Annotated in this window: 14 protein-coding genes; 13 read left to right on the top strand and 1 reads right to left on the bottom strand. The window is 71.8% G+C overall.

The features are described from left to right. Window positions 1-146: 146 nt before the first annotated feature. From KY5_RS02445 to KY5_RS02385, 13 genes are all read left to right on the top strand, one after another. Window positions 147-1,988 (top strand): non-ribosomal peptide synthetase, encoded by a 1,842-nt coding sequence (locus KY5_RS02445; protein WP_098240615.1) that lies wholly within the window; start codon window positions 147-149, stop codon window positions 1,986-1,988. A gap of 198 nt (window positions 1,989-2,186) precedes the next feature. Then, window positions 2,187-3,185: an asparagine synthetase A gene (locus tag KY5_RS02440; RefSeq protein WP_199842903.1), complete on the top strand. Its 999-nt coding sequence runs from the start codon at window positions 2,187-2,189 to the stop codon at window positions 3,183-3,185. Window positions 3,186-3,233: 48 nt separating this feature from the next. After that, window positions 3,234-13,094: a non-ribosomal peptide synthetase gene (locus KY5_RS02435; protein WP_098240613.1), complete on the top strand. Its 9,861-nt coding sequence runs from the start codon at window positions 3,234-3,236 to the stop codon at window positions 13,092-13,094. A 50-nt stretch (window positions 13,095-13,144) separates the two neighbouring features. Beyond that, complete coding sequence (gntD, locus tag KY5_RS02430) at window positions 13,145-14,164, top strand: guanitoxin biosynthesis L-enduracididine beta-hydroxylase GntD (RefSeq protein ID WP_098240612.1); 1,020 nt, start codon at window positions 13,145-13,147, stop codon at window positions 14,162-14,164. A gap of 46 nt (window positions 14,165-14,210) precedes the next feature. Then, window positions 14,211-14,960 (top strand): SDR family NAD(P)-dependent oxidoreductase, encoded by a 750-nt coding sequence (locus KY5_RS02425; protein WP_098240611.1) that lies wholly within the window; start codon window positions 14,211-14,213, stop codon window positions 14,958-14,960. Next, window positions 14,957-15,466, top strand: coding sequence for a cobalamin B12-binding domain-containing protein (locus KY5_RS02420; RefSeq protein WP_234362586.1), 510 nt, complete (start codon window positions 14,957-14,959; stop codon window positions 15,464-15,466). Before KY5_RS02425 ends, KY5_RS02420 begins: the two co-directional genes overlap by 4 nt. Further along, window positions 15,466-16,779, top strand: a complete 1,314-nt coding sequence (locus tag KY5_RS02415) for a methylaspartate mutase (protein WP_098240610.1) — start codon at window positions 15,466-15,468, stop codon at window positions 16,777-16,779. Before KY5_RS02420 ends, KY5_RS02415 begins: the two co-directional genes overlap by 1 nt. A gap of 1 nt (window position 16,780) precedes the next feature. Beyond that, window positions 16,781-18,109: a glutamate synthase-related protein gene (locus tag KY5_RS02410; protein ID WP_098240609.1), complete on the top strand. Its 1,329-nt coding sequence runs from the start codon at window positions 16,781-16,783 to the stop codon at window positions 18,107-18,109. Then, entirely contained in the window at window positions 18,106-18,762 is a 657-nt protein-coding gene (locus tag KY5_RS02405; RefSeq protein WP_098240608.1) for a helix-turn-helix domain-containing protein, read from the top strand. The genes KY5_RS02410 and KY5_RS02405 overlap by 4 nt, the downstream gene beginning before the upstream one ends. A gap of 14 nt (window positions 18,763-18,776) precedes the next feature. Further along, a complete protein-coding gene (locus tag KY5_RS02400; protein ID WP_234362585.1) occupies window positions 18,777-20,183 on the top strand; it encodes an MFS transporter in 1,407 nt (468 codons plus the stop codon). A 196-nt stretch (window positions 20,184-20,379) separates the two neighbouring features. Continuing rightward, a complete protein-coding gene (locus KY5_RS02395; RefSeq protein ID WP_098240606.1) occupies window positions 20,380-21,354 on the top strand; it encodes an aspartyl/asparaginyl beta-hydroxylase domain-containing protein in 975 nt (324 codons plus the stop codon). Window positions 21,355-21,428: 74 nt separating this feature from the next. Continuing rightward, window positions 21,429-22,535: a 50S ribosomal protein L11 methyltransferase gene (locus tag KY5_RS02390; protein WP_098240605.1), complete on the top strand. Its 1,107-nt coding sequence runs from the start codon at window positions 21,429-21,431 to the stop codon at window positions 22,533-22,535. 591 nt (window positions 22,536-23,126) lie between these two features. Then, window positions 23,127-24,170 (top strand): helix-turn-helix transcriptional regulator, encoded by a 1,044-nt coding sequence (locus KY5_RS02385; RefSeq protein ID WP_098240604.1) that lies wholly within the window; start codon window positions 23,127-23,129, stop codon window positions 24,168-24,170. 123 nt (window positions 24,171-24,293) lie between these two features. Here KY5_RS02385 and KY5_RS43185 read toward each other — a convergent pair whose 3' ends face one another. Further along, a complete protein-coding gene (locus tag KY5_RS43185; protein WP_098240603.1) occupies window positions 24,294-24,743 on the bottom strand; it encodes a helix-turn-helix domain-containing protein in 450 nt (149 codons plus the stop codon). Window positions 24,744-24,896: the final 153 nt, after the last annotated feature.

Here is a 24,896-nt window from a genome sequence, read left to right as displayed (position 1 = left end):
TTGAGCCGAGGGCCGGGCTTCCGCGGTGCGCGGAGGGCATGAGACCCGTCCCCGAGCCGAGCGGTCGCGGCCTGTGTGGTCCGAGCCGTGTGGTCCCAGCCGAGCGACCCCGACCCGGACGTCCTGTTCAGACGAAGGAGCCTGTGATGCACGCGAGTTCCACCGGTCCGACCGACATCGCGCCCGCCGAGCGGGACCGGGCCGTCATCCAGGCCGACCGGGCCCGGGCCAGCGACCCCGACCCGCTGTCCCGCTTCCGGACCGCGGTCACCGCGCACCCCGGACGGACTGCCGTCGTCACCCCGGCGGGGGAGCGCCTCACCTTCGCCCAACTCGACGCACGGGCGCGGTCGTTGGCGTCCTCTCTGACCGGCGCCGGGGTGCGTCCCGGTGCCGTCGTCGGCGTCAGCCTGGGGCGCGGACCCGCGCTCGTCGCGGCGCTGCTCGCGGCCTGGCGGACGGGCGCGGCGTACGTCCCGCTCGACCCGGCGTATCCGGGGGAGCGGCTCGACCACATGGCACGGGACGCGGGCGTCTCGGTGGTGGTCGCGGAGCCCGGAGGCCACACCTGGCCCGACGGGGTGCAGGTCCTGGCGCCCGACGCGACCGCGGTCTTCCCGACGCCGGAGGCCAGGGTGTCGCCGGGCACGCCCGCGTACGTGATCTACACGTCGGGCTCCACGGGCCGCCCCAAGGGCGTCACCGTGACCCGTGGCGGCGTCGCCCACCTGGTGGGCTCGCTGGAGCGCGGCGGCGTCTTCCCGGACACACCCGGACGGGTCGCGTGGAACGCCAGCGTGTCCTTCGACGCGTCCGTGCAGCAGTGGATCCGGGTGTGCCGGGGTGACACCCTCGTCCTGCTCGCGGACGAGCTGCGCGCCGAACCCGAGGCGCTGGCCGCCCACGTGGCGCGGCACGACACCACCGACCTGGACGCGACCCCCTCCCACTGGATCGCGCTGCGCGACCACGTGGCGGCCGCCGCCGCGACCCTGCCCGACCGCCCGCTGCGGCTGCTCCTGGGCGGCGAACCGGTGCCGCCCGCGATGTGGGCGGACCTGGCGGACCTCGCCGAGCGCGGGATCGTACGCGCCGTGAACCTGTACGGGCCCACCGAGTGCACCGTCGACGCCACCGCCGCGTGGGTCGGCGGGGACAGTGCCCACATCGGGGCGCCGCTGCCCGGCGTCGGCGCACACGTGCTCGACGACGCTCTCGCGCCGAGCGCCGAGGGCGAGCTGTACCTGACCGGCGACGGTCTCGCCCAGGGCTACTGGCGCCGTGCCGCGCTGACCGCCGAGCGCTTCGTCGCCTCGCCGTTCGGGCCCGCGGGCAGCCGTATGTACCGCACCGGCGACCGGGTGCGGCGCGGGGCGGACGGGACGCTCGCCTACCTCGGCCGCGCCGACCGGCAGGTGAAGGTCAACGGCTTCCGCGTCGAACCGGGCGAGATCGAGGCGGCCCTGACGGACCATCCGGACGTGGGCGCGGGCGTGGTCGCCGTGCGCCAGGACGCCACGGGGGCCGCGCTCGCCGGATACGTGGTCGCGCGGCCCGGCGCCGACCTGGACCTGGCCGGCCTGCGCGAGTGGCTCAGGGCGAGGCTGCCCGCCCATCTGGTCCCCTCGCTGACCGCGCTCGCGGAACTGCCCTACGGCGTGGGCGGCAAGGTCGACCGCTGCGCGCTGCCCGAACCCGCGACCGACGAGGCGGCCGAGGGCGGCGCACTGCCCGAGGGCGAGTTCGAGGTGACGGTGGCCGAGGCGTGGCAGGAGGTCCTCGGCAGGGACCGGGTCCTCGCCACGGACGACTTCTTCGCCATGGGCGGCCACTCCCTGATGGCGCTGCGCGTCGTCGCGAACCTCAAACGGCGCCTCGGCGTGGTCATTCCGACCAAGCTGGTCTACCAGTACCCGGCGCTGCGCGACCTGGCCCGCGAGGCGGCCCGCCTGAAGGACGCGAGCAGGACACCTGAGGCGTCCAAGTAAGCCCGGGGAAATACCCCATCACCCTTTCCGCATAGGCGCGTTGCTGCCCGAAGCTGCCGCTCTTAGCTGCCGCCCGCGCCACCCGGAAGACATTACCTTCAAGAGATACGAGAGCCCTCGAAAGACGGCTCGAAGAACCGTCCGGAAGTCCTTGGGGAACGAACAGAACCGCATTCCCGGAGAAAAGAGGATCCCGACATGCAGCAGCCCCCAGCAGCTGAGATGCCCCGTCCCGAGCGCCTTCCCGACACCCCGCAGAAACACCTCGCCTCCGAGACGACCCGAGACGTGCTGCGCATTCAGCACAAGGTCCTCATGGCGATACGAAGGCACCTCGACGCGGAGGGATTCGTGGAGATCAGGGTGCCCATCATCGGGCCCGTGACCGACCCCGGAGCCCGTGGCGCCAAACAGGTCGACATCGACTACTACGGCCGCCGGTACAAGCTCATGACCAGCGCGATCCTCTACAAGCAGGCGTCGCTGCTCGCCTTCGACAAGATCTTCTGCATCGCGCCCAACGTCCGCCTCGAACCGCTGGAGACCGCCGGCACCAGCCGCCATCTCGCCGAGTTCAACCAGATCGACGTCGAGGCGGCGGGCCACTCCCGCGAGCAGATCATGAAGGTCGCTCAGGAGATCGTGGTCTGCGCCGTGCGCGAGGCCGTCGAGTCCATGCCGAAGGAACTGGAGCGCCTCGGGCGCGACACCGACCTCTTCGGCGATCTGCTGCGGCGCCCCTTCGACCTGATCTCGCACGCCGACGCCGTCAGCGAGGTCGGCGGCGACCCGCACGCCGAGATCGACTGGGAGGGCGAGGCCCGCATCTCCAGGAAGGCCACCCGCCCCTTCTTCGTCACCGACTACCCCAAGGGATCGCGCGGGTTCTACGACCGCGAGAGCCGTGAACTGCCCGGCGTCCTGCGCAACTTCGACCTGCTGGCCCCGGAGGGCTACGGCGAGCTCGCCAGCGGCGGCGAGCGCGAATTCGAGTACGCCCGGATCGTGACGCGCATGCGGGAGACCGGCGAGAACGCCTCGAAGTACGCCTGGTACCTCGACATGGTCAGGGACGGGATCCCCGACAGCGCGGGCTTCGGCATCGGTCTGGAACGCCTCACCCGGTACATCACCGGCGTGGAGCACATCTGGGAGGCGTGCGCGTACCCCAAGCTCCCGGGCGTCTACTCCCCTTGATCCGCCCCACCCCTGAATCCCACCCCTGACACGTGGAGCGAGGACGACATGAACTGGCTGCCCCTGACGTCGGTCGAGCTCGATGCCCCCGCGCCGCTGGGCCCGCCCGGGCACGTCCGCCTCGTCTCCTCCGGCCCGGCCCTCGGCACGGACTCCGAAGCCACCTGCCGCGTCGGCGTCCTGGAGTTCCTGGGGCGCGCGGACGACCAGGTGAAGGTGCGGGGTTTCCGGGTGGAGCCGCGCGAGGTGGAGGCGGTGGTCGCCGACTGCGCGGGGGTCGCCCAGTGCGCGGTGGTGGCCCGCGACGACGGAGCAGGGGGGCGACGCCTCGTCGCGTACGTGGTGGGCGCGGCCGGCGCGTCGGTCGAGGCGGAGGCGGTGCGCGCGTCCGTGGCCCGGGTGCTGCCCGACTACATGGTGCCCTCGGCCGTCGTGGTGCTCGACGCCCTGCCGCTGACGGCCAACGGCAAGCTGGACAGGGGCGCGCTGCCCGCCCCCGAGGCAGGTGGCGGAGCGGGGGCGGGGCGTGGCCCGCGCACTCCTGAAGAAGAGCTCCTGTGCGGCCTGTTCGCCGATGTCCTGGGACTTCCCCGGGTCGGTGTGGACGACGACTTCTTCGCCGTGGGCGGGCATTCGCTGTCGGCGACGCGGCTCGTCTCGCGGGTGCGCTCGCGGATGGGCGTCGAGCTGAGCGTGCGTGACTTGTTCGCGGCCCCGTCCGTGGCGGCTCTCGCCGCCCGGCTGCGGGTCGACGAGGAGTCGTCGCGCCCGGTGCTGTGCGCGGGGGAGCGGCCGGACGTGGTGCCGTTGTCGTTCGCGCAGCAGCGGTTGTGGTTCATGCGGGAGTGGGAGCAGGGGGGCGTTTCCTACAACATTCCGCTGGCCGTACGGCTGCGGGGTGCGGTGGACGCGTCGGCCCTTCGGCTCGCGCTCGCCGATGTCGTCTCGCGGCACGAGGTCCTGCGCACGCGCTACCCCGTCACCGACGGACAGCCGAGGCAGGAGGTGGCCGACCACGCCGAGATCCCGCTCCTCATGTCCGACGTGACCTCCGCCGCGGACGAAGGAGCCCTGGCGGAGCGCGTGGACGCCGCCGCCGATCACCGATTCGACCTGGCGGTCGAGGGCCCGCTGCGGTGTGAGCTGTTCCGGGTCGCGGCCGACGAGCACGTGCTGTTGCTGGTGCTGCATCACATCGCGGGCGACGGCTGGTCGTTGGCGCCGTTGGCCCGGGACCTCTCGGTGGCGTACGCGGCGCGTCGCAAGGGGGTGGGCCCCAACTGGTCCGCGTTGCCGGTGCAGTACGCGGACTACGCCCTGTGGCAGCGGGAGCTGCTCGGCGACGCGGACGATCCGGCGAGCGTCCAGGCTCGCGAAGTAGCTTACTGGCAGGGGCAATTCGCGGATGTGCCCGCCGAAGTGGAGCTGCCCACGGACCGCCCCCGTCCGGCGGTCGCCTCGTACCGGGGCCGCTCGGTGTCCGTGGAGGTGCCCGCCTCACTGCACGCCGGTCTGGTCGGTCTCGGCCGTGAGTCGGGTGCCACGCTGTTCATGGTGGTGCAGGCGGCGCTGGCGACGTTGTTCTCGCGCCTCGGCGGCGGCACCGACATCCCGCTCGGCACGGCTGTGGCGGGGCGCGCGGACGAGGCCCTGGACGATCTCGTCGGGTTCTTCGTCAACACGCTCGTGCTGCGGACCGACGTGTCGGGCGACCCGACGTTCCGTGAGCTGCTCGACCGGGTGCGTGCCACCGATCTCGACGCGTACGCCCATCAGGACCTGCCCTTCGAACGCGTCGTGGAAGCCCTGAACCCGGCCCGCTCCAGCGCCCGCCACCCCCTCTTCCAGCACATGCTCGTCCTCCAGGACAGCGCGGCCCTCGACGTCACCTTCCCCGGCGTGACGTCGTCCGCCGTGCCGTTGGAGCGCAGGTCGGCCAAGTTCGACCTGACGTTCTTCGTGGAGGAGACCTTCGACGAGGACACCGGCGGCACCGCGAACGGGCTGCGGTGCGACGTCGAGTACGCCACCGACCTCTACGACCGCACCACCGTGGAGATCCTGACCGGCCGCCTCCTGCGGCTCCTGGAGTCGGTCGTCGCCGACCCCGACCGCCCGGTCTCCCGCATCGGGCTGCTCGACGCCCGCGAGGAGCGGCGCGTCCTCGCGGAGTGGAGCGGCGCCCACGCCCCCTTCCCGCAGGCCCGCACCGTGCACGAGGTCTTCGAGGAGCAGGCGCGCACGCACCCGCACAGGACCGCCCTGGTCCACGGCGCGGCGCACGTCTCGTACGCCGAACTCAACGCCCGCGCCAACCGGATCGCCCGCCGCCTCGCCGACCTCGGTGTCGGCCGCGACCACGTGGTGGGGATCTTCCTGGCACGGGGGACCGACCTGGTGGCCTCGCTGCTCGCCGCGCTCAAGACGGGCGCCGCCTACACGCTCCTGGACCCCGCCTTCCCCCAGGAGCGGCTGCGCACGGTGGTGGAGACGGTCGGGGCGCGCGTGATCGTCTCCGACGGCTCGCTGCCCGAGCGCCTCGACACCGACGCCCGCCTGCTGCTCCTGGACGAGGAGGCGGAGACCGTCGCGGCGCATTCGGGAAGCGATCTGGGCGTCGTCTGTCCGCCCGGCGCGGCCGCGTGCGTCATGTTCACCTCCGGCTCGACCGGTGTCCCCAAGGGCGTGGTGGCACCGCACCGCGCGGTCGCTTCGACGTTCCTCGGCCAGGACTATCTGGGGTTCCGCGCCGACGACGTCTACCTCCAGTCGTCGCCCGTGTCGTGGGACGCCTTCGCCCTGGAGGTCTTCGGCGCTCTCTTCCACGGCGGCTGCTCGGTGCTGCCGAGGGAGCGCAAGACCGACATCGACGAACTGGCCGACCTGGCAAGGGAACACGGCGTGACCGTCCTCCAGGTCTCGGCGACGCTGTTCAACCTCTTCGTCGACGAGCGGCCCGAGATCCTCTCCGGGCTGCGCACGGTGATGACCGCGGGCGAGGCGGCATCGGTGGAACACGTCGCGCGGGCCGCGCAGTTGTTCCCCGGGCTGGCCGTCGTCAACGGATACGGTCCCGTCGAGTCGATGGGCTTCACCACCAGCCACACCGTGCGGGACCTCGCTCCCGCCGCGACCTCCGTCCCCATCGGCGTCCCCTTGGCGGGCAAGCGCGCCTACCTCCTCGACCCGCGGCTCCGGCCGGTCCCGGTCGGCGTGCCGGGCGAACTGTACGTGGCCGGTGCGGGCCTCGCCGACGGCTATGCGCGCGGGCCCGCGCTCACCGCGGAGCGCTTCGTGGCCAACCCGTACGCCGTCGGCGAGCGCATGTACCGCACCGGCGACCGCGCCCGCTGGAACCGCGACGGCGTCCTGGAGTTCCTGGGGCGCGCGGACGACCAGGTGAAGGTGCGGGGTTTCCGGGTGGAGCCGCGCGAGGTGGAGGCGGTGGTCGCCGGGTGCGCCGGGATCGCCCAGTGCGCGGTGGTCGCCCGTGCGGACGGCGCGGCGGGCCGTCGCCTCGTCGCGTACGTGGTGGGGACGGCGGCGGAGCCGGTCGACGCGGAGGCGGTGCGCGCCGCCGTGGCCCGGGTGCTGCCCGACTACATGGTGCCCTCGGTCGTCATGGTCCTGGACGCCTTGCCGCTGACGGCCAACGGCAAGCTGGACCGGCGCGCGCTGCCCGTTCCCGCGGCGGGCGGCGCCAGGGAGGGAGGCCGTCCCCCGCGCACGCCGCAAGAGGACATGCTGTGCGGGCTCTTCGCCGAGGTGCTCGGAGTTCCCCGGGTCGGCGTGGACGACGACTTCTTCGCGCTGGGCGGGCACTCCCTGTCGGCTACCCGGCTCGTCTCACGGGTGCGCTCGCGCATGGGTGCCGAGCTGGGCCTGCGCGACCTGTTCGCGGCCCCGACGGCGGCGGGCATCGCCGCGCTGATCCGCGAGGGCGGCGACGCGCGCCCGGCGCTGCGTGCGGGGGAGCGGCCCGACGTGGTGCCGCTCTCGTTCGCGCAGCACCGGCTCTGGTTCATGCGGGAGTGGCAGGAGGGCGGCGCCGCCTACAACATTCCGCTCGCCGTGCGACTGCGCGGCCCGGTCGATGTGGGGGCCCTGCGCCTCGCGCTCGGCGATGTCGTCTCCCGGCACGAGACGCTGCGGACGAGTTTCCCGGTGACGGGCGGGGAGCCGCGACAGGAGGTCTCCGCGCGTGCCGAGGTCCCGTTGCTGGTCTCCGAGGTCGCCGAAGAGGAGCTGTCGGAGCGGGTGGAGTCGGCCTCGGGGCACAGCTTCGACCTGGCGGCCGAGCCGCCGCTGCGGTGTGAGCTGTTCCGGGTGTCGGACGACGACCATGTGGTGTTGCTGGTGCTGCATCACATCGCCGGTGACGGCTGGTCGTTGGTGCCGCTGGCCCGGGACCTCTCGGTGGCGTACGCGGCGCGTCGCGAGGGGGCGAGCCCCGGCTGGTCCGCGTTGCCGGTGCAGTACGCGGACTACGCCCTGTGGCAGCGGGAGCTGCTCGGCGACGCCGCCGACCCGGAGAGCGTCCAGTCCCGCGAACTGGCCTACTGGCGTCAGCAGTTGGCAGGCGCTCCGGAGGAGCTTGAGCTACCCAGGGACCGGCGGCGTCCCGTGGTGGCGTCGTACCGCGGCCGCACGGCCTCGGTGGAGGTACCCGCTTCGGTGCACGCGGGCCTGGTGGGTCTTGGCAGGGAATCCGGTGCGACGTTGTTCATGGTGTTGCAGGCGGCGTTGGCGACGTTGTTCTCGCGGTTGGGCGCGGGTTCGGACATTCCTCTGGGGACGGCCGTGGCGGGGCGTACCGACGACGCGCTCGACGATCTGGTCGGGTTCTTCGTGAACACGCTTGTCCTGCGGACCGACGTGTCGGGCGATCCGACGTTCCGTGAGCTGCTCGACCGGGTGCGTGCCACCGATCTCGACGCGTACGCCCATCAGGACCTGCCCTTCGAACGCGTCGTGGAAGCCCTGAACCCGGCCCGCTCCACCTCCCGCAATCCGCTCTTCCAGCACATGCTCGTCCTCCAGAACAACGACGTCGCCACGTTCGAGTTCAGCGGCACGCGCGCGGAGCCGCACCCCCTCGCGTACCGCGCCGCCAAGTTCGACCTCACCGTCAGCGTGGCGGAGACGCCCGGTGCCGATGACGGGGGGACGGGCCTGCGCGCCGAGTTCGAGTACGCGGTGGACCTCTACGACCACGAGACCGTCGAGGTGCTGGCCCGCCGCTTCCTGCGCGTCCTGGAGTCGGTCGTCGCCCACCCCGACGCCCCGGTCGGCGAAGCGGAACTCCTCGACGGCGAGGAACGCCGCCGGATCCTCGCCGAGTGGGGGACCGCCCTGCCCGCCGACCTGTGGCAGCGACTCGCCGCGTCGCCGTCCGGCCCCGAGTGCGCGCACACCGCGTACGTCCTGGACGCCGCGCTCCGGCCCGTGCCGCCGGGCGTCACCGGTGACGTGTACCTCGCGGCTGTCCGGACCGACTCCGACGCCGATGACCGGCTCGTCGACAGCCCTTTCACGCCCGGCGGCCGGATGTACCGGACGGGGCACCGGGCCCGCTGGCGGCACGACGGCACGCTGGAACTGACCGAGGCACCGGCCCCCACCACCAGGACGGAAGCGGCTCCCCGCCCCGTCGCGGCCGAGCCGACCGGCCCACGCGCTCCGCGCACCCCTCAGGAAGAGGTGCTGTGCGCGCTGTTCGCCGAGGTCCTCGGTGTGCCGCGTGTCGGGATGGACGACAACTTCTTCCTGCTCGGCGGCTATTCGCTGATCGCCACCCGCCTCATCAGCCGCGTCCGGTCGGTGCTCGGGGTCGAAGTGGGCATCCGCCGCCTGTTCTCGGCGCCGACCCCGGCGGGCGTGGCCGCGTTGCTCAGGGACGCGGACGACGCACGCCCGATGTTGCGTGCGGGGGAGCGGCCGGACGTGGTGCCGTTGTCGTTCGCGCAGCAGCGGTTGTGGTTCATGCGGGAGTGGGAGGAGGGGGGTGCTTCCTACAACATTCCGCTGGCCGTACGGCTGCGGGGTGCGGTGGACGCGTCGGCCCTTCGGCTCGCGCTCGCCGATGTCGTCTCGCGGCACGAGGTCCTGCGCACGTGCTATCCCGCGAAGGGCGGGGAGCCGCGACAGGAGATCGGCGACGACGTCGAGGTTCCGCTGCTGGTCTCCGAGGTCGCCGAAGAGGCGTTGTCGGAGCGGGTGGAGTTGGCCGCGGGCCATAGCTTCGACCTGGCGACCGAACGGCCGCTGCGGTGTGAGCTGTTCCGGGTGTCGGACGGCGATCACGTGTTGGTGCTGGTGCTGCATCACATCGCGGGTGACGGCTGGTCGTTGGTGCCGCTGGCCCGGGATCTCTCGGTGGCGTACGCGGCGCGACTGGACGGTGCGGCCCCGGAGTGGACCGAACTGCCCGTGCAGTACGCCGACTACGCCCTGTGGCAGCGGGAGCTGCTCGGTGACGCGGCGGATCCGACGAGTGTGGGCGCCCGTGAACTCGCTTACTGGCGCGCCCAGTTGGCAGGGCTGCCCGCCGAGCTGGCGCTGCCGGTCGACCACCCGCGTCCGGCGGTCGCCTCCTATCGGGGCAGGACCGTATCGGTCACCGTTCCCGCTTCGGTGCACGCGGGCCTGGTGGGTCTTGGCAGGGAATCCGGTGCGACGTTGTTCATGGTGTTGCAGGCGGCGTTGGCGACGCTGTTCTCGCGGTTGGGCGCGGGTTCGGACATTCCTCTGGGCACGGCCGTGGCGGGGCGTACCGACGACGCGCTCGACGATCTGGTCGGGTTCTTCGTGAACACGCTCGTGCTGCGGACCGACGTCTCGGGTGATCCCACCTTCCGTGAGCTGCTCGACCGGGTGCGTGCCACCGATCTCGACGCGTACGCCCATCAGGACCTGCCCTTCGAACGCGTCGTGGAAGCCCTGAACCCGGCCCGCTCCACCTCCCGCAATCCGCTCTTCCAGCACATGCTGATGCTGCGCGGCGAGAGCGTGGGAACCTCCTTCGACCTCCCCGGAACCGAGGCGTCGGAGTTCCCCGCGATCGCCCACATCGCCGAGTTCGACACGTTCTTCGCCGCGCGGGAGTGCTTCGACGGCGACGGCGAACCGGCCGGTCTGTGCTGGGACATCGAGTACGCCACCGACCTGTTCGACCACGCCACCGTCGAGACCATGGCCGCCCGGCTCGTCAACCTCCTCACGGGGGTGGCCGAACGCCCCGACGAGCCGCTCGGCCGGATCGAGTTGCTCGACCCCGAGGAACACCACCGCATCCTCACCGAGTGGAGCGGGCGGGCCTCCGTGCTCGCCGACGAACGGCCCGTGCACGAGCTGTTCGAGGAGCAGGCGCGGCTCAGGCCGGACGCGGTCGCACTGGTCCTCGGCAGTCGGCGGCTGACCTTCGGCGAGCTCAACTCCCGTGCGAACTCGCTCGCCTGGGAGCTGGTGCGGCGCTGGATCGGGCCCGAGGACCGGGTCACCGTACTCCTCGAACGCTCGGTCTCGTCCGTGGTCGCGCTGCTCGCGGTGCTCAAGGCGGGGGCCACCTACGTCCCCGTCGACACCGGACATCCCTCGGACCGCATCGCCTACATCCTCGACGACGCGGAGTCCCGGCTGACCCTGACGAGCATGGCGGCCATGGCCACCCTGGACGGCCTCGACCCGGGTCCCGTACTGCTCCTGGACCACCTGGAGGACGGTGCGGAGACCGGCGCCGACGACAGCGGGAACGAGCCGGGATGTTCCGTGCTGTCGCAGGACCCCACCGACGCCGAGCGGGTCACACCGCTCGACCCGGCGCACCCGGCGTACGTCCTCTACACCTCGGGCTCCACGGGGCGCCCCAAGGGCGTCGTGGTGGAACACCGCAACCTCACCAACATGTGCCACGCCCACCGCGAGTCGCTCTTCACCGAGCACCTGCTGGCCACGGGCCGCGACACCGCGCGGATCGCGTTCACCGCGCCGCTGTCCTTCGACGCGTCCTGGGTGTGGGTCGTCGCGATGTGCCTCGGCCACGAACTGCATCCGCTCGCCGAGGCCGACCGGCGCGACCCGGCCGCCGTGGTCCGCTACATCGGGCGGCACGGCGTGGACCTCCTGGACACCACGCCGACGTACGGCCTGGAGATGCTGGAGCACGGTCTCCTCTCGACGCCCGCGCTGACCCCGCGCACGATCACCCTGGGCGGCGAGGCCATCCCCGAACCCCTGTGGCGGCGGCTGCTCGAAGAGGAGGGCACCACCGGCTACAACTGCTACGGGCCCACCGAATGCACCGTCGAGACGCTCACCGCTCCGCTGGAGGGATCGCCGACGCCCGTGCTCGGGCGGCCCATGAGCAACATGTGGGTGTACGTCCTCGACGCGGAGCTGCGGCCGGTGCCGCCCGGGGTCACCGGGGAGCTGTACATCGCGGGACGCGGTCTCGCCCGCGGCTACTCCGGGCGCGCCGCGCTCACCGCGGAACGCTTCGTGGCCTCGCCCTTCGGGCCCACGGGGACGCGGATGTACCGCTCGGGAGACCTCGCCCGCTGGCGGTCCGACGGCAGCCTCGAATTCTGCGGACGCGCCGACGACCAGGTGAAGCTGCGCGGCTTCCGCATCGAGCTCGGCGAGATCGAGGCAGTCCTGAGCGGCCACCCGGGGATCGCGCACACCGCGGTGGTGGTCCGCGAGGACCGGCCCGGCGACCAGCGGCTCGTCGCCTACGTGGTCGCGGCCGGTGGCAGGGACGCCACCGACGCGGCAGCCCTGCGCGCGTTCGTCTCCGAGTCGCTGCCCGCGTACATGGTGCCCGCCGCCTTCGTGCCGCTGGACGCCCTGCCCGTCACCGGCAACGGCAAGCTCGACCGGCGGGCCCTGCCCGTCCCCGAGTACGGCGGCGTCGGCAGGCACCCGGAGACCGACCTCGAACACCGGCTGAGCGCGCTGTTCGCCGAGGCGCTCGACGTGCCCGACGTCGGCATGGACGACAGCTTCTTCCACCTGGGCGGCCACTCGTTCCTGGTCACGCGGCTCGTGAGCCGGATCCACGCGGAGTGCGCGGCGCACGCGGGCCTTGCCGGTCTCACGCTGCAGGACTTCTTCCAGACGCCGACCGTGGCCGGTCTCGCCGCGCGGGCCGACGGCGGCACCGCGCGGCCGGGGTCCGGCGTCCTGCTGCCGCTGAGCACCGCGGGCGGTCTCCCGCCGCTCTTCTGCGTGCACCCCGTGACCGGCCTGAGCTGGTGTTACGGCGGTCTGGCCGGTGAGTTGACGGACCGTCCCGTATACGGGCTCCAGGCGCGGCGCCCCGGCGAGGGCGAGGCGGCGAGCGTCTGGGAGCAGGAGCGACCCGCCGACCTCGGCGCGCTCGTGGACGACTACCTCGCGCACCTGCGCGGCGTCCAGCCGCACGGCCCCTACCACCTGCTCGGCTGGTCGCTCGGCGGGAACATCGCGCACGCGATGGCCTGTCGCCTGCGCGCGCAGGGCGAGCAGGTGGCGCTCCTCGCGCTCCTCGACTCCTATCCGATGGACGCCGACGACACCGCGCCCGCGTTCGACCCGGACGAGATCGCGGGCTTCCTGCGCAGGGAGGGCGACGGCTGGCCGGACCTGGAGCCCGCCTTCGTCGCCTCGCTCACCGCCGCCGCCGCGCACACGGTCAGGCTCGTGGAGGAGGCCGAGACCGCCACCTACCCCGGGGACGTCCTGCACTTCACGGCGGCCCTGGGACGGGACGGCACAGCGCCGCTGCCCGAGGACTGGCGCGCGTACGTCGCGGGCGACATCGCGACCCACTCCGTCGCCTGTGAGCACCTGGACATGACACGCCCCGCGCCGCTGAAGGACATCGCGGTGACCCTGGCCCGCGCGCTGGCCCAAGGCCCCACGCACCCGTGACCCCGCAACCCCGTCCGCACCCGCGGCTCAAGGAAGGAAGTGTCGGCGCCATGGCCGAAGAGAACATCCTGCACTACGAGTTGTCCCCCGACGAGGCACGTCAGTTAAGGGAAGAGAGCGCCCGCCTCGCCGTCACCCTGCCCGACGCGACGGACCCGGCGGGCTTCGACCGCAACCCGTTCGCCGACGCGGGACTCCCGGACGGTCTGCGCAAGGCTCTGGAGCGGTTCCGGCGCACCGAGGACCACGTCGGGTTCCTCGTCCACGGCTTCCCCGTGGACGACGAGGCCGTCGGCGCGACCCCCGAGCACTGGGAGCGCACCGACCCGAGCGGCTCGACGCGGGAGCCCGACCACTTCCTCGCCATGTGCGCGACGGCGCTCGGCGACCCCTACAACTGGCTGACCCTCCAGCTCGGCCGCATGGTCCAGGACGTGCTGCCCATCCGCGGCGACGAGGAACGCCCCACCGGGCACGGCAGCGAGGCGCTCCTCGAACTCCACACCGAGGACTGCTTCCACCCGGACCGCTGCGACTATCTGCTGCTCCTCGGCATGCGCAACGACGAACAGGTGCCGACCGCCCTCTCCTCGGTGCGCGACGTGAAGCTCAGCGAGGAGGACCTCGACGCGCTGATGCGCCCGGACTTCTACAACCTCCCGGACGACGAGCACATCCGGCAGCTGCGCACCCGCTTCCCCGACCACCCGGCGCTCGCCAGGGCCGAGGAGATGGAGCGCGACCCGGAGGCGGTGCCGGTCCTCTTCGGCGACCGCGAGCGTCCCTACGTCCGCGTGGACCAGACCTTCACGCGGTGCGTGGCCGACCGGCCGGGCGCCCAGCGTGCCTTCGACAACCTCATCGCCGAGCTGGAGCGCGTGCAGCAGGCCGTGGTCATCGAGCAGGGCACCCTGCTGATCGTCGACAACTACCTCGCCGTGCACGGCCGCAAGCCGTTCCGGCCCAAGTACGACGGCAGGGACCGCTGGCTGAAGCGGATGATCGTCAGCCGCGATCTGCGCAAGGCCAGCGCGAGCATCCTCCCGGACAGCCGCCGGGTCCTGTTCTGAGCTTCCGGCATCCGTGCAAGTCACTCTGAATCACGAGGAGTCGAACGTGCGCACCATCGTCATATCAGGAGCGTCCAGCGGGATCGGCCGCGCCACCGCCGAGCGGTTCGCCGCGGCGGGCGACCACGTGGTGAATCTGGACGTCAACGCCCCGGACCCGGGCGGCGAGCCCGCAGGGACCTGGACCGAGGTCGACGTCGCCGACTGGACGGCGGTGCAGGAGGCGGTGGCCCGGGTCCACCAGGAGACCGGGCGGCTCGACGTCGTCATCGCCAACGCGGGCATCAGCACCCGGCACGGCGTCCTCGACATGCGCGAGAGCGACGTCCGCCGACTGGTCGAGGTCAACCTCTTCGGCGTCCTGGCCCTGTGGCAGCAGGCCGCCCGGATCATGGTCGAGCAGGGACACGGCACCCTGCTGGCCACCGCGTCCGTCAACGGCACGCGGGGCTACCCGTACTACGCCGACTACAACGCGAGCAAGGCGGGCATCCTCGCCCTCGTCCGTACGTTCGCGCTCGAACTGAGCCCCCGCGTCAGGGCCGCCTGCGTCAGCCCCGGCGCGGTGCTCACCCCCATGCAACTCGCCGAGTACACCGACGAGATGCTCAAGGAGACCAACGCCCAGATCCCGGCGGGCCGGCACGCCGACCCGGCCGAGATCGCCTCGGCGTTCCACTACCTCGCCTCCGACGAGGCCGCGTTCCTCACCGGTCAGGAACTGATCATCGACGGCGGCGAGACCGTGGGCGCCACGACCTCCGCGTACGGCACGGCCGTGCGCAGCGGCCGATGACCGGACTGGGGAGCCCCGGTGTCGTGCCCCGCGACGACGCCCCGCGCGGCGACGTTCCGCGTGGCGACGTTCCTCGTGGGGAGACAGGACGCCTGGACGTCGTGGTGACCGGCACCTCGTCGGACGCGCACACCTGGAACCTGATCTACCTGGAACTGCTGCTCACCGAGTGGGGGAACCGGGTGACCAACCTGGGTCCCTGCGTCCCGGACGCGCTGCTGCTCGACCACTGCACGGCGCGGGTCCCCGACCTCATCGTCGTCAGCAGTGTCAACGGCCACGGCGCCAACGACGGACTGCGGCTGATCGGCGCCATCAGGGAGACCGCGGAACTCGCGGCGACACCGGTGGTGATCGGGGGCAAGCTGGGCACCCTCGGCGACGGCTCGGCCGCGTGGGGTCCGCGACTGCGCGACGCGGGCTACGACGCGGTGTTCGACGACAGCGTCGGCGTCCTCCAGTTCCACGGCTTCCTGGAGAAGCTGCGGGCCGAGGCGCGCTGCTGATGGCGGAGAGCACCCGTGGCCTCGCGCCCACGAGCTTCGGCGGATTCGTACGCGCCGCCGGGGAGCTGGTCGTCCAGCCCCGCATGGGCTTCAGCTCCCCGGAGCGGATGCGCAGGGGCCTCGATGCCACCCGTGCCGCCGACGCCACCACCGTCGGGACGCTGACCATCGACAGCTACACCAGGGTCGGTGATCTGCCCGCCGCCCGGCGCGCCCTCGACGAGGGGGTGGACCTCAACGGCTACCCCCTCGTCACGCACGGCCCCCAGCGCACCCGCGAGATGCTCGACGGAGTGCTCGGGCCGGAATTCCCCGTCCAGGTGCGACACGGTTCGGCGGCCCCGCAGGACATCGTGCGGGCCCTCACCGAGGCGGGACTGCACGCCACGGAGGGCGGTCCCGTCTCGTACTGCCTGCCCTACGGCCGTACGCCGCTCGAGGAGTCCGTACGCAACTGGGCGGAGTCCTGTCGCATCCTGACCGACGGCGTCGGCGACGGCGCCGAACCGCATCTGGAGAGCTTCGGCGGCTGCATGCTGGGGCAGCTGTGTCCGCCGGGACTCCTCGTCGCGCTCTCGCTGCTCGAAGGCATGTTCTTCGCGCAGCACGGGGTGCGCAGCGTCTCGCTCAGCTACGCCCAGCAGATCGACCCCGAACAGGACGCCGAGGCGGTGCGCGCGCTGCGCGCCCTCGCCGACGAGCTGCTGCCCGGCGTCGACCGGCACATCGTCATCTACACGTACATGGGCGTCCATCCGGCCACCCGCTCGGGCGCCCGCGCCCTGCAAGAGGCGGCCGTCAGGCTCGCCGTGCGCACCGGCGCCGAGCGGCTCATCGTGAAGACCACCGCGGAGGCCCGCCGGATCCCGACGATCGCCCAGAACGTGGCGGCACTGGAGGACTGCGCCGCCACCGCGCGGCGCACCGAGCCGGGCGCCGCGCCCCGCGACGCGAGGGGCTCTGCGGTGTACGCGGAGGCGCGCGCCCTGATCGACGCCGTCCTCGATCTCGGCCCCGACCTGGGCGATGCCCTGCTCACGGCGTTCCGGCGCGGCTGGCTCGACGTGCCGTACTGCCTGCACCCCGACAACGCCTCGCGCAGCGCCAGCTTCATCGACGAGCGCGGCAGGCTGGCCTGGAGCTCGATCGGCTCGATGCCTCTCGGACACGTCGTCACGGCCCGGCCCGCGGCGGCCCTGACCAGCGGCGGACTCCTGGAGGCCCTGCACCACACGGCGGCACGACTGGACCTCGGCGAACTCACGCGGGCGCCGAGCGGGGAACCGTATCCGATCCGAGACGGGGCGATGTGACGTGAACGCACTGCAGGCCACCGGCTTTCCCGAAGCGGAAGTACGGGCCCGGGCCCGGGAGGGAGCGGCCCGCCTCTTCCCGCCCGCCTCCTCCTACGGCCATGAGCTGTTCGGCGCGGCGGCGCATCCGCCGGACGTCGCCGACCCGCTCGACCGGGCCAGGCTGGTGCCGCCCGCGTTCATGCCGCGCCGCCTGGAGAAGCTCATCGAGCTGGCCCGCGAACCCCTGCACGGCGACGTCGACCTGACGAGCGTGATCGGCGGCTTCACGGCGGCGCTGCCCCTGTACGTCTCGGCGTTCGGCTCCACCGAGGTGGCCAGCCGCGACCTGGGCACCGCGGTGGGACGGCAGGCGGCCAGGCTCGGCATACCGATGGTCGTCGGCGAGAACATCGGTCCGGTCAACGGCACCGGGCGCCTCGACGCGCGGGCGGGCAGGACGCTCCTCGGCCGGATCGGCGCCTACGGCGACGCGTTGGAGGGCGAAGGGGGCGGCGTCGCCGTCCAGCAGTCCACCGAGGACGCCGACGCCGAGATGTGGAACCTCGTCTACAGCGACGTCTCCGCGCAGCCGCTCATCGACTCGGGGCGGCTGGCCTTCGAGCTGAAGGTGGGGCAGGGCGCGAAGCCCGGACTCGGCGGGATGACGGTGGTCGGCGAGGAGGCCGCGCACCGCCTGGAGGAGCAGTACGCCGTGGAGCGGATCCTCGACGAGGGCAGCGGCCTCGCCCTGCGCTGCGGCACCCCGGGCACCTTCACGCGCGAGATCCTCGCCCACCAGGTGCGGCTGATGCGGAACAACTACCCGCGCGCCAAGGTCTGGGTGAAGCTGCCGCCCTCCCGCGACGTCCGCGAGGCAGCGGCCACCGCCTGGGAGGCGGGTGCCCACGCGGTCACGGTGGACGGCGCGGAGGGCGGCTCCGGCTGGGCGCCCACCGCCTTCCTCGCATCGGTGGGCCTGCCCCTCGCGGAGTGCCTGCGCCGCCTCGCACCGCGCCCCGGGGACTGTCTGCTCGTCAGCGGCCGGATGTGGGAGGGCACCAGGGCCGCCAAGGCGCTCGCGGCCGGAGCCGACGCCGTGGGTCTGGGCAGGGCCGCGCTCCTCGCCGTGGACGAGGACGGCGACGCGGGGCTCGAACGCCTGGTGCATGCGCTCGCCCTCGAACTGCGGCTGCTGGTCAGCGCGATGGGCAAGTACCGGGTGGGCGAGCTGGGTCCTGAAGACCTCTGGGACCCGGCCGCGGCTCCGGTGCCGGAACCTGTTTCCCAAGACTTGTTTGCCAAGGAACCTTGGCAAACAAGTCTTGGGACTCCTACAGTCGGGACATGAGGACGAACGGCGGAGCACCCCACGGCGGCCAGGACGACGGACACACCCCGCAGGACACCGAAGTCACCCTGGACGCGAGCTCGTTGCGGGGCCTCGCGCACCCGCTCCGGGTCAAGTTCCTCGACCTGCTGCGCACCGAGGGCCCGGCCACCGTCACCCGACTCGCGGACCGCACGGGAGTGAGCTCGGCGTCCGCCAGCTACCACGTCCGTCAACTCGCCCAGTACGGCTTCGTGGAGGAGCAGACGCGGTCGGGCGGCGGACGCGAGCGCTGGTGGAAGGCCGTGCACCGGACGACCCGGGTGCGGCCCGCCGACCTCGTCGGCAGCGATGAGGTCGGCGCGCTCGCCGACACCTATCTGCGCGGCGTCACGGCCCTGTACGCCGAGCAGACCCAGCGCGCCATCGACGAGCTGCCCCAGTTGCCCGCCGAGTGGCGTGCGGCGAGCACCACCAGCGACTTCGAACTGCGCCTTTCGGCCGACCGGTTGAAGTCCCTGGTCGAGGAGATCTTCCGCACCGTCGAGCGGTACCGCGCCGAAGGCAGCCGACCGGCGGACGACGCCGAAGAGACGGCGCCGGTCACCCTTCAGATCCAGGCGTTCCCCCGGCCCGGCACGCTGACCGGGAGCGAGCCGCACGAACCTGAATGACGGAAGGACGGTCCATGTCCCGTACGAGCGGCTCCACAACGCCCTCCCCGATACCCGCCCCAGCGCCCTCGCGCAGGCCCATGACCGGTCTGCTCGCCTCCTTCACGGTCTCGCTCTTCGGCACCAGGCTCAGCATGATCGCGCTGCCCTGGCTGGTGCTCGACACGAGTGACAGCCCCATCCGCACCGGTCTCATCGTGTTCTGCGAGGCGGTGCCGCTGGTCGTCGGCAAGGCGTTGTCCGGTCCCCTGATCGACCGGATGGGCGGGCGGAGCTTCAGCGTCGCGGCCGACCTGATCAGTGCCGTCGTGGTCATGCTGGTCCCGCTCTGCTACTGGCTCGACGTCCTGCCCTTCGGGGTCCTGATGGTCCTGGCCGCCGCGATCGGCCTGGCCCGTGGACCCGGTGACGTGGCCAAGCGCACCCTGATCCCGACGGTCGCCGAGGACGCCGGGATCACGCTGGAACGGGCCAGCGGAATGATGGGCACGGTCGAGCGGATCGCGGGCGCGGCAGGACCCGCCGCCGCCGGCGCGCTCGTCGCCCTCCTGAGCCCGCTGTGGGCCATGGTCGGCAACTCCTTCTGCTTCGTGCTCTCCGCGGGGCTCATCTCCATCGGCGCCCTGCGGTCGGCCCGGGAGACCTCCACCGTCGTGACGCGCGACAGGCAGACGCAGCGCGAGCAGACACGGGGCGAGCACCCCGAGGACCGATCTCCGGAGGGGATCCCCGCCGAGGACCAGGCCCCGGAAGAGAGGCACCCGGAAGAGAGTTACGTGGAGCGGCTCAAGGCGGGCGCCCGCTTCCTGGCCCGCAACCGCCTGCTGCGCTCCATCGCCATCATGCTCAGCGTCACCAACCTCATCGACGCGGCCTACGGCTCCCTGCTCATCCCGGTCTGGGCCAAGGAGACCGGCGGCGGCCCCGCCGCCATCGGCGCGCTCGGCTCGGCCTTCGGCATCGCGGCCGTCGCTGGTTCCCTGCTTGCCACGGCCTTCTCGCACAAGCTGCGCCGCCGCCGTACGTACGTCATCGCCTTCCTGGTCGGCGGGCCGCCCCGGTTCATCGTCATGGCCCTGGACGTACCGCTGTGGGTGGTCGTGGTGACCGCGGTGGCGGACGGCCTCGCCATCGGCTTCATCAACCCGATCATCAACGCGGTCCAAATGGAGCGCATCCCGCGCCACTTGCTCGGCCGGGTCTCCGCGCTCACCGACTCCGTGGGCACGGCCGGGATTCCGCTCGGCCCGATCCTGGCCGGTGTCGCCGTGTCGTTCACGGGCCTCGCGCCCGTCCTGCTCGGCTGCGGCGCGATCTATCTGTTCTGCACCGTGATACCCCCGCTCTTCCCGCACTGGCGCGAACTGGATTCCCGGCCGCGACAACCGGAGGAACCGGAACCACGCAAGGAGACCGTGTAGCCCGAGCGGATCACCGGATTCTGCCGCCGCAATTGCCTCCACAACTTCCGGCCCCCGCACAGCGCCTGACGGTAGTTTACGAAGTGCGGAAGACATGAAGCCCGAGAACTGCCGGGTCTCCCGTAATCCGGATCACGTACTCAACTCCCACGTACTCCACTCCCAAGTACTCGACTCACGGAATAGAGACGTCATCATGTCGAATGCCATGTTCGGCGCTGCGCAGCTCGAGGGCGAATTTGACGTGGACCGGCTCGTGGCCGAGCTCGTTCATCTGGAAGCCACGCAATGGGCGAAGCAGCGCACCTTCGGAGAGAGCCTGGAACCCACGGAGGAGACCGAGTCCGACTGGCGGGTCCTCCCGCTGCGCAGCCCCGAGGGCCGCGTCGACCGCACGGACCCCGGCGGCATGGGCCTGGTCGACTACGCGCCCACGCCCTGGATGGAGCAGGCCCCCTACATCGCGTCCATCGTGGACGCGCTGCCGACCGACGTGCGCGCGGTGCGGCTCATGGCACTCGGCCCCGGCGCCGAGGTCTCCGAACACCGCGACTATCCCTACGGCCTGCCGGCCGGGTGGGTGCGGCTGCACATACCGCTGATCACCAATGAGGAAGCCGTTCTCACCCTGGACGGCGTCGACTACACCTGGCAGCCGGGCACCCTGTGGTTCGGCGACTTCAACCGGCTGCACTCGGTGCGCAACGGCGGCAGCGAACGCCGCGTCCACCTCGTCATCGACAGCTATGTGAGCCGGGAACTCCTGGAACTCTTCCCCGCGGACTTCCGGGAATCCATGCGCTGGTCGGACGTACTCGTGGACCGGCCCGAAATGCCGCTCGGCAAGGCCGAACTGCATTCCATGCTCGCCGATTTCGCGCTTCCCGGACAATTCCTGTACGGCGAGATCGACGAACTCGACGACGCGGCGACACCCGACCTCGAAGGCCGACTCCGGCTCGACGAGGACCGTCTGATCCTCGACGTCGGCGGCGTCCCGACCGCATCGCTCGTCCACGTCGGCGAGGGCGAGTTCCGCATGACCGGCGGAATGATGGACCGCACGCTCAAGGTCGAGCCCGCCGACGGCGGCCTGCGCGTCCGTTTCCGCAGGCGCCACGGGAGCCGTACGGAGGAGGCCCTGCGCTCCGCGGTACGGCCCGCGGGCTGAGCCGCACACACCTCAGGCCGCCGATCAGGCCGCCGAGTTGGCTTCCGAGCAGGCTTCCGACATCAGGAGCGAGAATGTTTCTGCAGGAGAGCGAGACCAGTACGACCACCAGGGTGCGCCGTCCGCTCACCGCGCCTGACGACACCGGGAGCGGCTCGGCGCCGAACCCGCCCGACAGCGCGTACCGCCTGGCGGTCGCCTCGTTGCAGACGCTGGCCCAGGAGATCAAGGACCTCGCCGAGCGGGCGCAGGCGACGCTGCGGGACCCGGCGGCGCACCTGGGCGCCGGTTCGGGTGCGATGTCCGACATCGCGCTCGCTTCCGTGCCCCGCTGGCACTTCGCGATGCTGAACGACACGGAGCGCAACAGCGCGCTCGTCTCGGCGCTGGAGAGCAGCGTGCCGCCCGGTTCGCACGTCCTCGACATCGGATCGGGGACCGGACTCCTCGCCATGGCGGCCGTGCGGGCCGGTGCGGGACGCGTGACGACGTGCGAACTCAACCCGCTCCTCGCGGAGGTCGCGCGGCAGATCATCGACGCGCACGGCATGTCCGACACCATCACCGTCATCGGGAAGCCGTCGACGGAGCTCGTGGTCGGCAAGGACATCGACGCGCGCGCGGACGTCCTGGTCTCCGAGATCGTCGACTGCGGGCTGATCGGCGAGGGCCTGCTGCCCTCCATCCGCCACGCCCGCGAGCATCTGCTCGCGCCCGACGGCATCATGCTGCCCGCCACGGCGCGGCTGTACGGACAGCTGGTGCAGAGCGAGTCCATGGCCCGGCTCAACCGTGTCGACATGGCGAGCGGGTTCGACGTCTCCCTGATGAACTCCCTGGCGACGCCCGGGCACTTCCCCGTACGCCTCAACACATGGCCGCATCAGATGCTCTCCGGAGCCGTCCCGCTCGTCGCCTTCGATCTGGAGAAGGGGATCCTGGGGCCCGGCGCGCGCACCCTGCCGGTGGCCGCCGAGACCGACGGGCTCGCCCACGCGCTCGTCGTCTGGTTCGAACTCGATCTCGGCGCGACGACCTTGTGCAACGGTCCCGACAGCAAGGACTCGCACTGGATGCAGGCGCTCGTCCCCTTCGAGCTGCCCGTCCCCGTCACCGCGGGGGAGAAGGTCCCGCTGCGGCTCAGCTGGAGCGACTACCGGCTGAGCGTGACCGTCGCCTGAACGTTCGCCAAGGGGAACCGACGAGCGTCCGGAGATCCCCGGGCGAAGCGATGCGCAAGCGGTAATCCGGCCCTGATCCACCGGCCCGGGCGGCCCGTCAGCGGCCGAGGTGAACAGATCGCCTCGGTGACGGGCCGCCCGGGCCGTTCGTGTGGTGGTGGTGTGTTGGCGGTGTGTTGACGGCGCGTTGTTCATATGCCGTCTGGCTTGAATGCCCCGTCGCCCGAGAGCCCGGCCTCCGCCGTCGTGTGCGGGATCCGCTGCGGAAGACGATCTCCCGCAGCATCTCGGCCACTTCCTGGTTCGTGTGATGGTTGAAATGCGATGAGTGCGCCCCGTCGAATGGGCAGTTCAGGCGCGTGCCGAACCAGTTGATGGCGGTATCTGTCGGCTGTCCGATAAATGTTTGTTGACGCTTCGTCAGGGGTGTGCAGTTGTTCCCCGTCGGCTAGGTTGGCCAAGATTCACCAAGATTTTCGGCCAGTCCACTCACCACGGGGAGTGTGGAGGTATGGAAATGAGCCACATCCCCGCGGAATTCGCCATGCGCTCAGCTAAGCCCCACCATGACTGAGGCTGAGGGAACTCTGGATGAACCTACATACCCCGCAGGGACATCAATCCGGATTCGCGTCGTTTGACGCGTTGCAGTTGGACGAGGAGGGCAAGGCGGTCTACAAGGCCATCCTTGCCGATTTCGGCGCGGACATCGCGGGACTCTCCTCCCGGCTCGACATTTCGCAGGGCCGGTTGCGCGAGATCCTGGCCCGGCTCAGCGAACTGTCGTTGATACGCGCCACGCTCGAAGCGCCGGAGCACTATCGCGCCGTCGATCCCAACGTCGCCGCCCACATGCTCATCGCGCACCACCAGGAGCGCATCGCGGCCGAACAGCGCCGTGTCGCCCAGATACAGCTGCTCGCCGCCGAGTTGACCTCCGACGTGGTGAACGGCGCCCGGCCCCACGGATATCCCGACGGAGTCGAACAGCTCCACGGCATCGAGGCGATCCGCGACCGGATCGGCACCCTCGTCAAGTCCGTGACCGGCGCCGTGATGACCTTCGCGCCGGGCGGCGCCCAGAGCGAGGCGAGCCTGGAGCGCGCCAAGCCGCAGGACCGCGAACTGCTGCGCAGGGGCATTCGGATGCGCACCCTCTACCTCGACAGCTGTCGCAACAGCCCCGCCACCATGGAGTACGCCCAGTGGCTCACGGAGTTCGGCGGCGAGGTGCGCACCGCGGTGTCGCTCCCCATCCGGCTGATGATCCTCGACCACACCACGGCGGTCCTCGCGACCGACGACAAGGACAGTGCGGCAGGGGCCCTGGTGCTCAGGGACGACGGCACGCTCGCGGCGCTCTGCGCGCTGTTCGAACGGTGTTGGGAGACGGCGGCGCCCCTCGGCGCGAAGGTGCGGGGCCGCGACGAGTCGGGACTGACCGCTCAGGAGACCGAGGCGCTGAGGCTGCTCGGGCAGGGCCTCACCGACGAGGCCGTGGCCGCCAGGCTCGGGGTCTCGCCACGCACCGCACGTCGTATCGCCGCCAACGTGATGGCCCTCCTCGGCGCCCGCAGCCGCTTCCAGGCCGGGGTGCGGGCAGGGGCGCGAGGGTGGCTCTCGGGAGACGAATGACCGGGCCGCGGCCTGGATGACGAGGTCACCGCCGGTGCGCCGCCGATCCGCGCGGAGGGATCCGGGGAGCGGGGGAGCGGGGAAGGGCCCGGCGGTGACCACCGCCCGTCAGGGACCGACCGGTCAGACGTCGGCCCTGGGGCAGAGCTGGCGCTCGAGGAACGCCACGCCGCGATCGACGGTGACGAGCCGCCAGGACTGCTTCGCCAGGTCGTTGAGCGCCTCGGCCCAGCCGCCCTGCGGATGTTCGGCGGTCGGGGAGTCGAGGGGCACCGTGGCGTATTCATAGACGTCGCCCATGAAGGGGATGCCGGACAGTTCGGCACCGCCGACCGGCGTCGGGCGAGCCGCCTGCTCGAAGACCTCGCGCCTCTCGGTGTCGAGCCTGAGGGCATCGGCGAGGAGTCGGACGGTTTCCCGCCGGGGCCGCTTGGCCCGGCCGTGCTCCAGGTCCCGCAACGCCCGTACGCTCAGGACGGAAAGGTCGGCCAGCTGCTGCTGGGTAAGCCCCCGCCAGGTCCGATAGAACTGCAGAATGGATCCGAACTCGTTTTCCTTCCAGCGCGACTGCACAGCCCCTCCAGTCAACCCGGCCAACGGGATTTCGGTCCTTCCGCCATGAGAAGACGCTCTTTCGCAAGGGCTGCCGCACGGTGGCGCGGCGGCATGCTCAGTCCCAGCCCGTGGTATCCGATTCGCCGGGGCCGGGTGCGATCCTTGCGGTGT

This window comes from Streptomyces formicae (assembly GCF_002556545.1).
In the GTDB taxonomy this organism is placed as follows: Bacteria; Actinomycetota; Actinomycetes; order Streptomycetales; family Streptomycetaceae; genus Streptomyces; species Streptomyces formicae_A.
The sequence above is the reverse complement of the archived record's forward strand: the minus strand, read 5'-3'. Positions and strand labels throughout refer to the sequence as shown.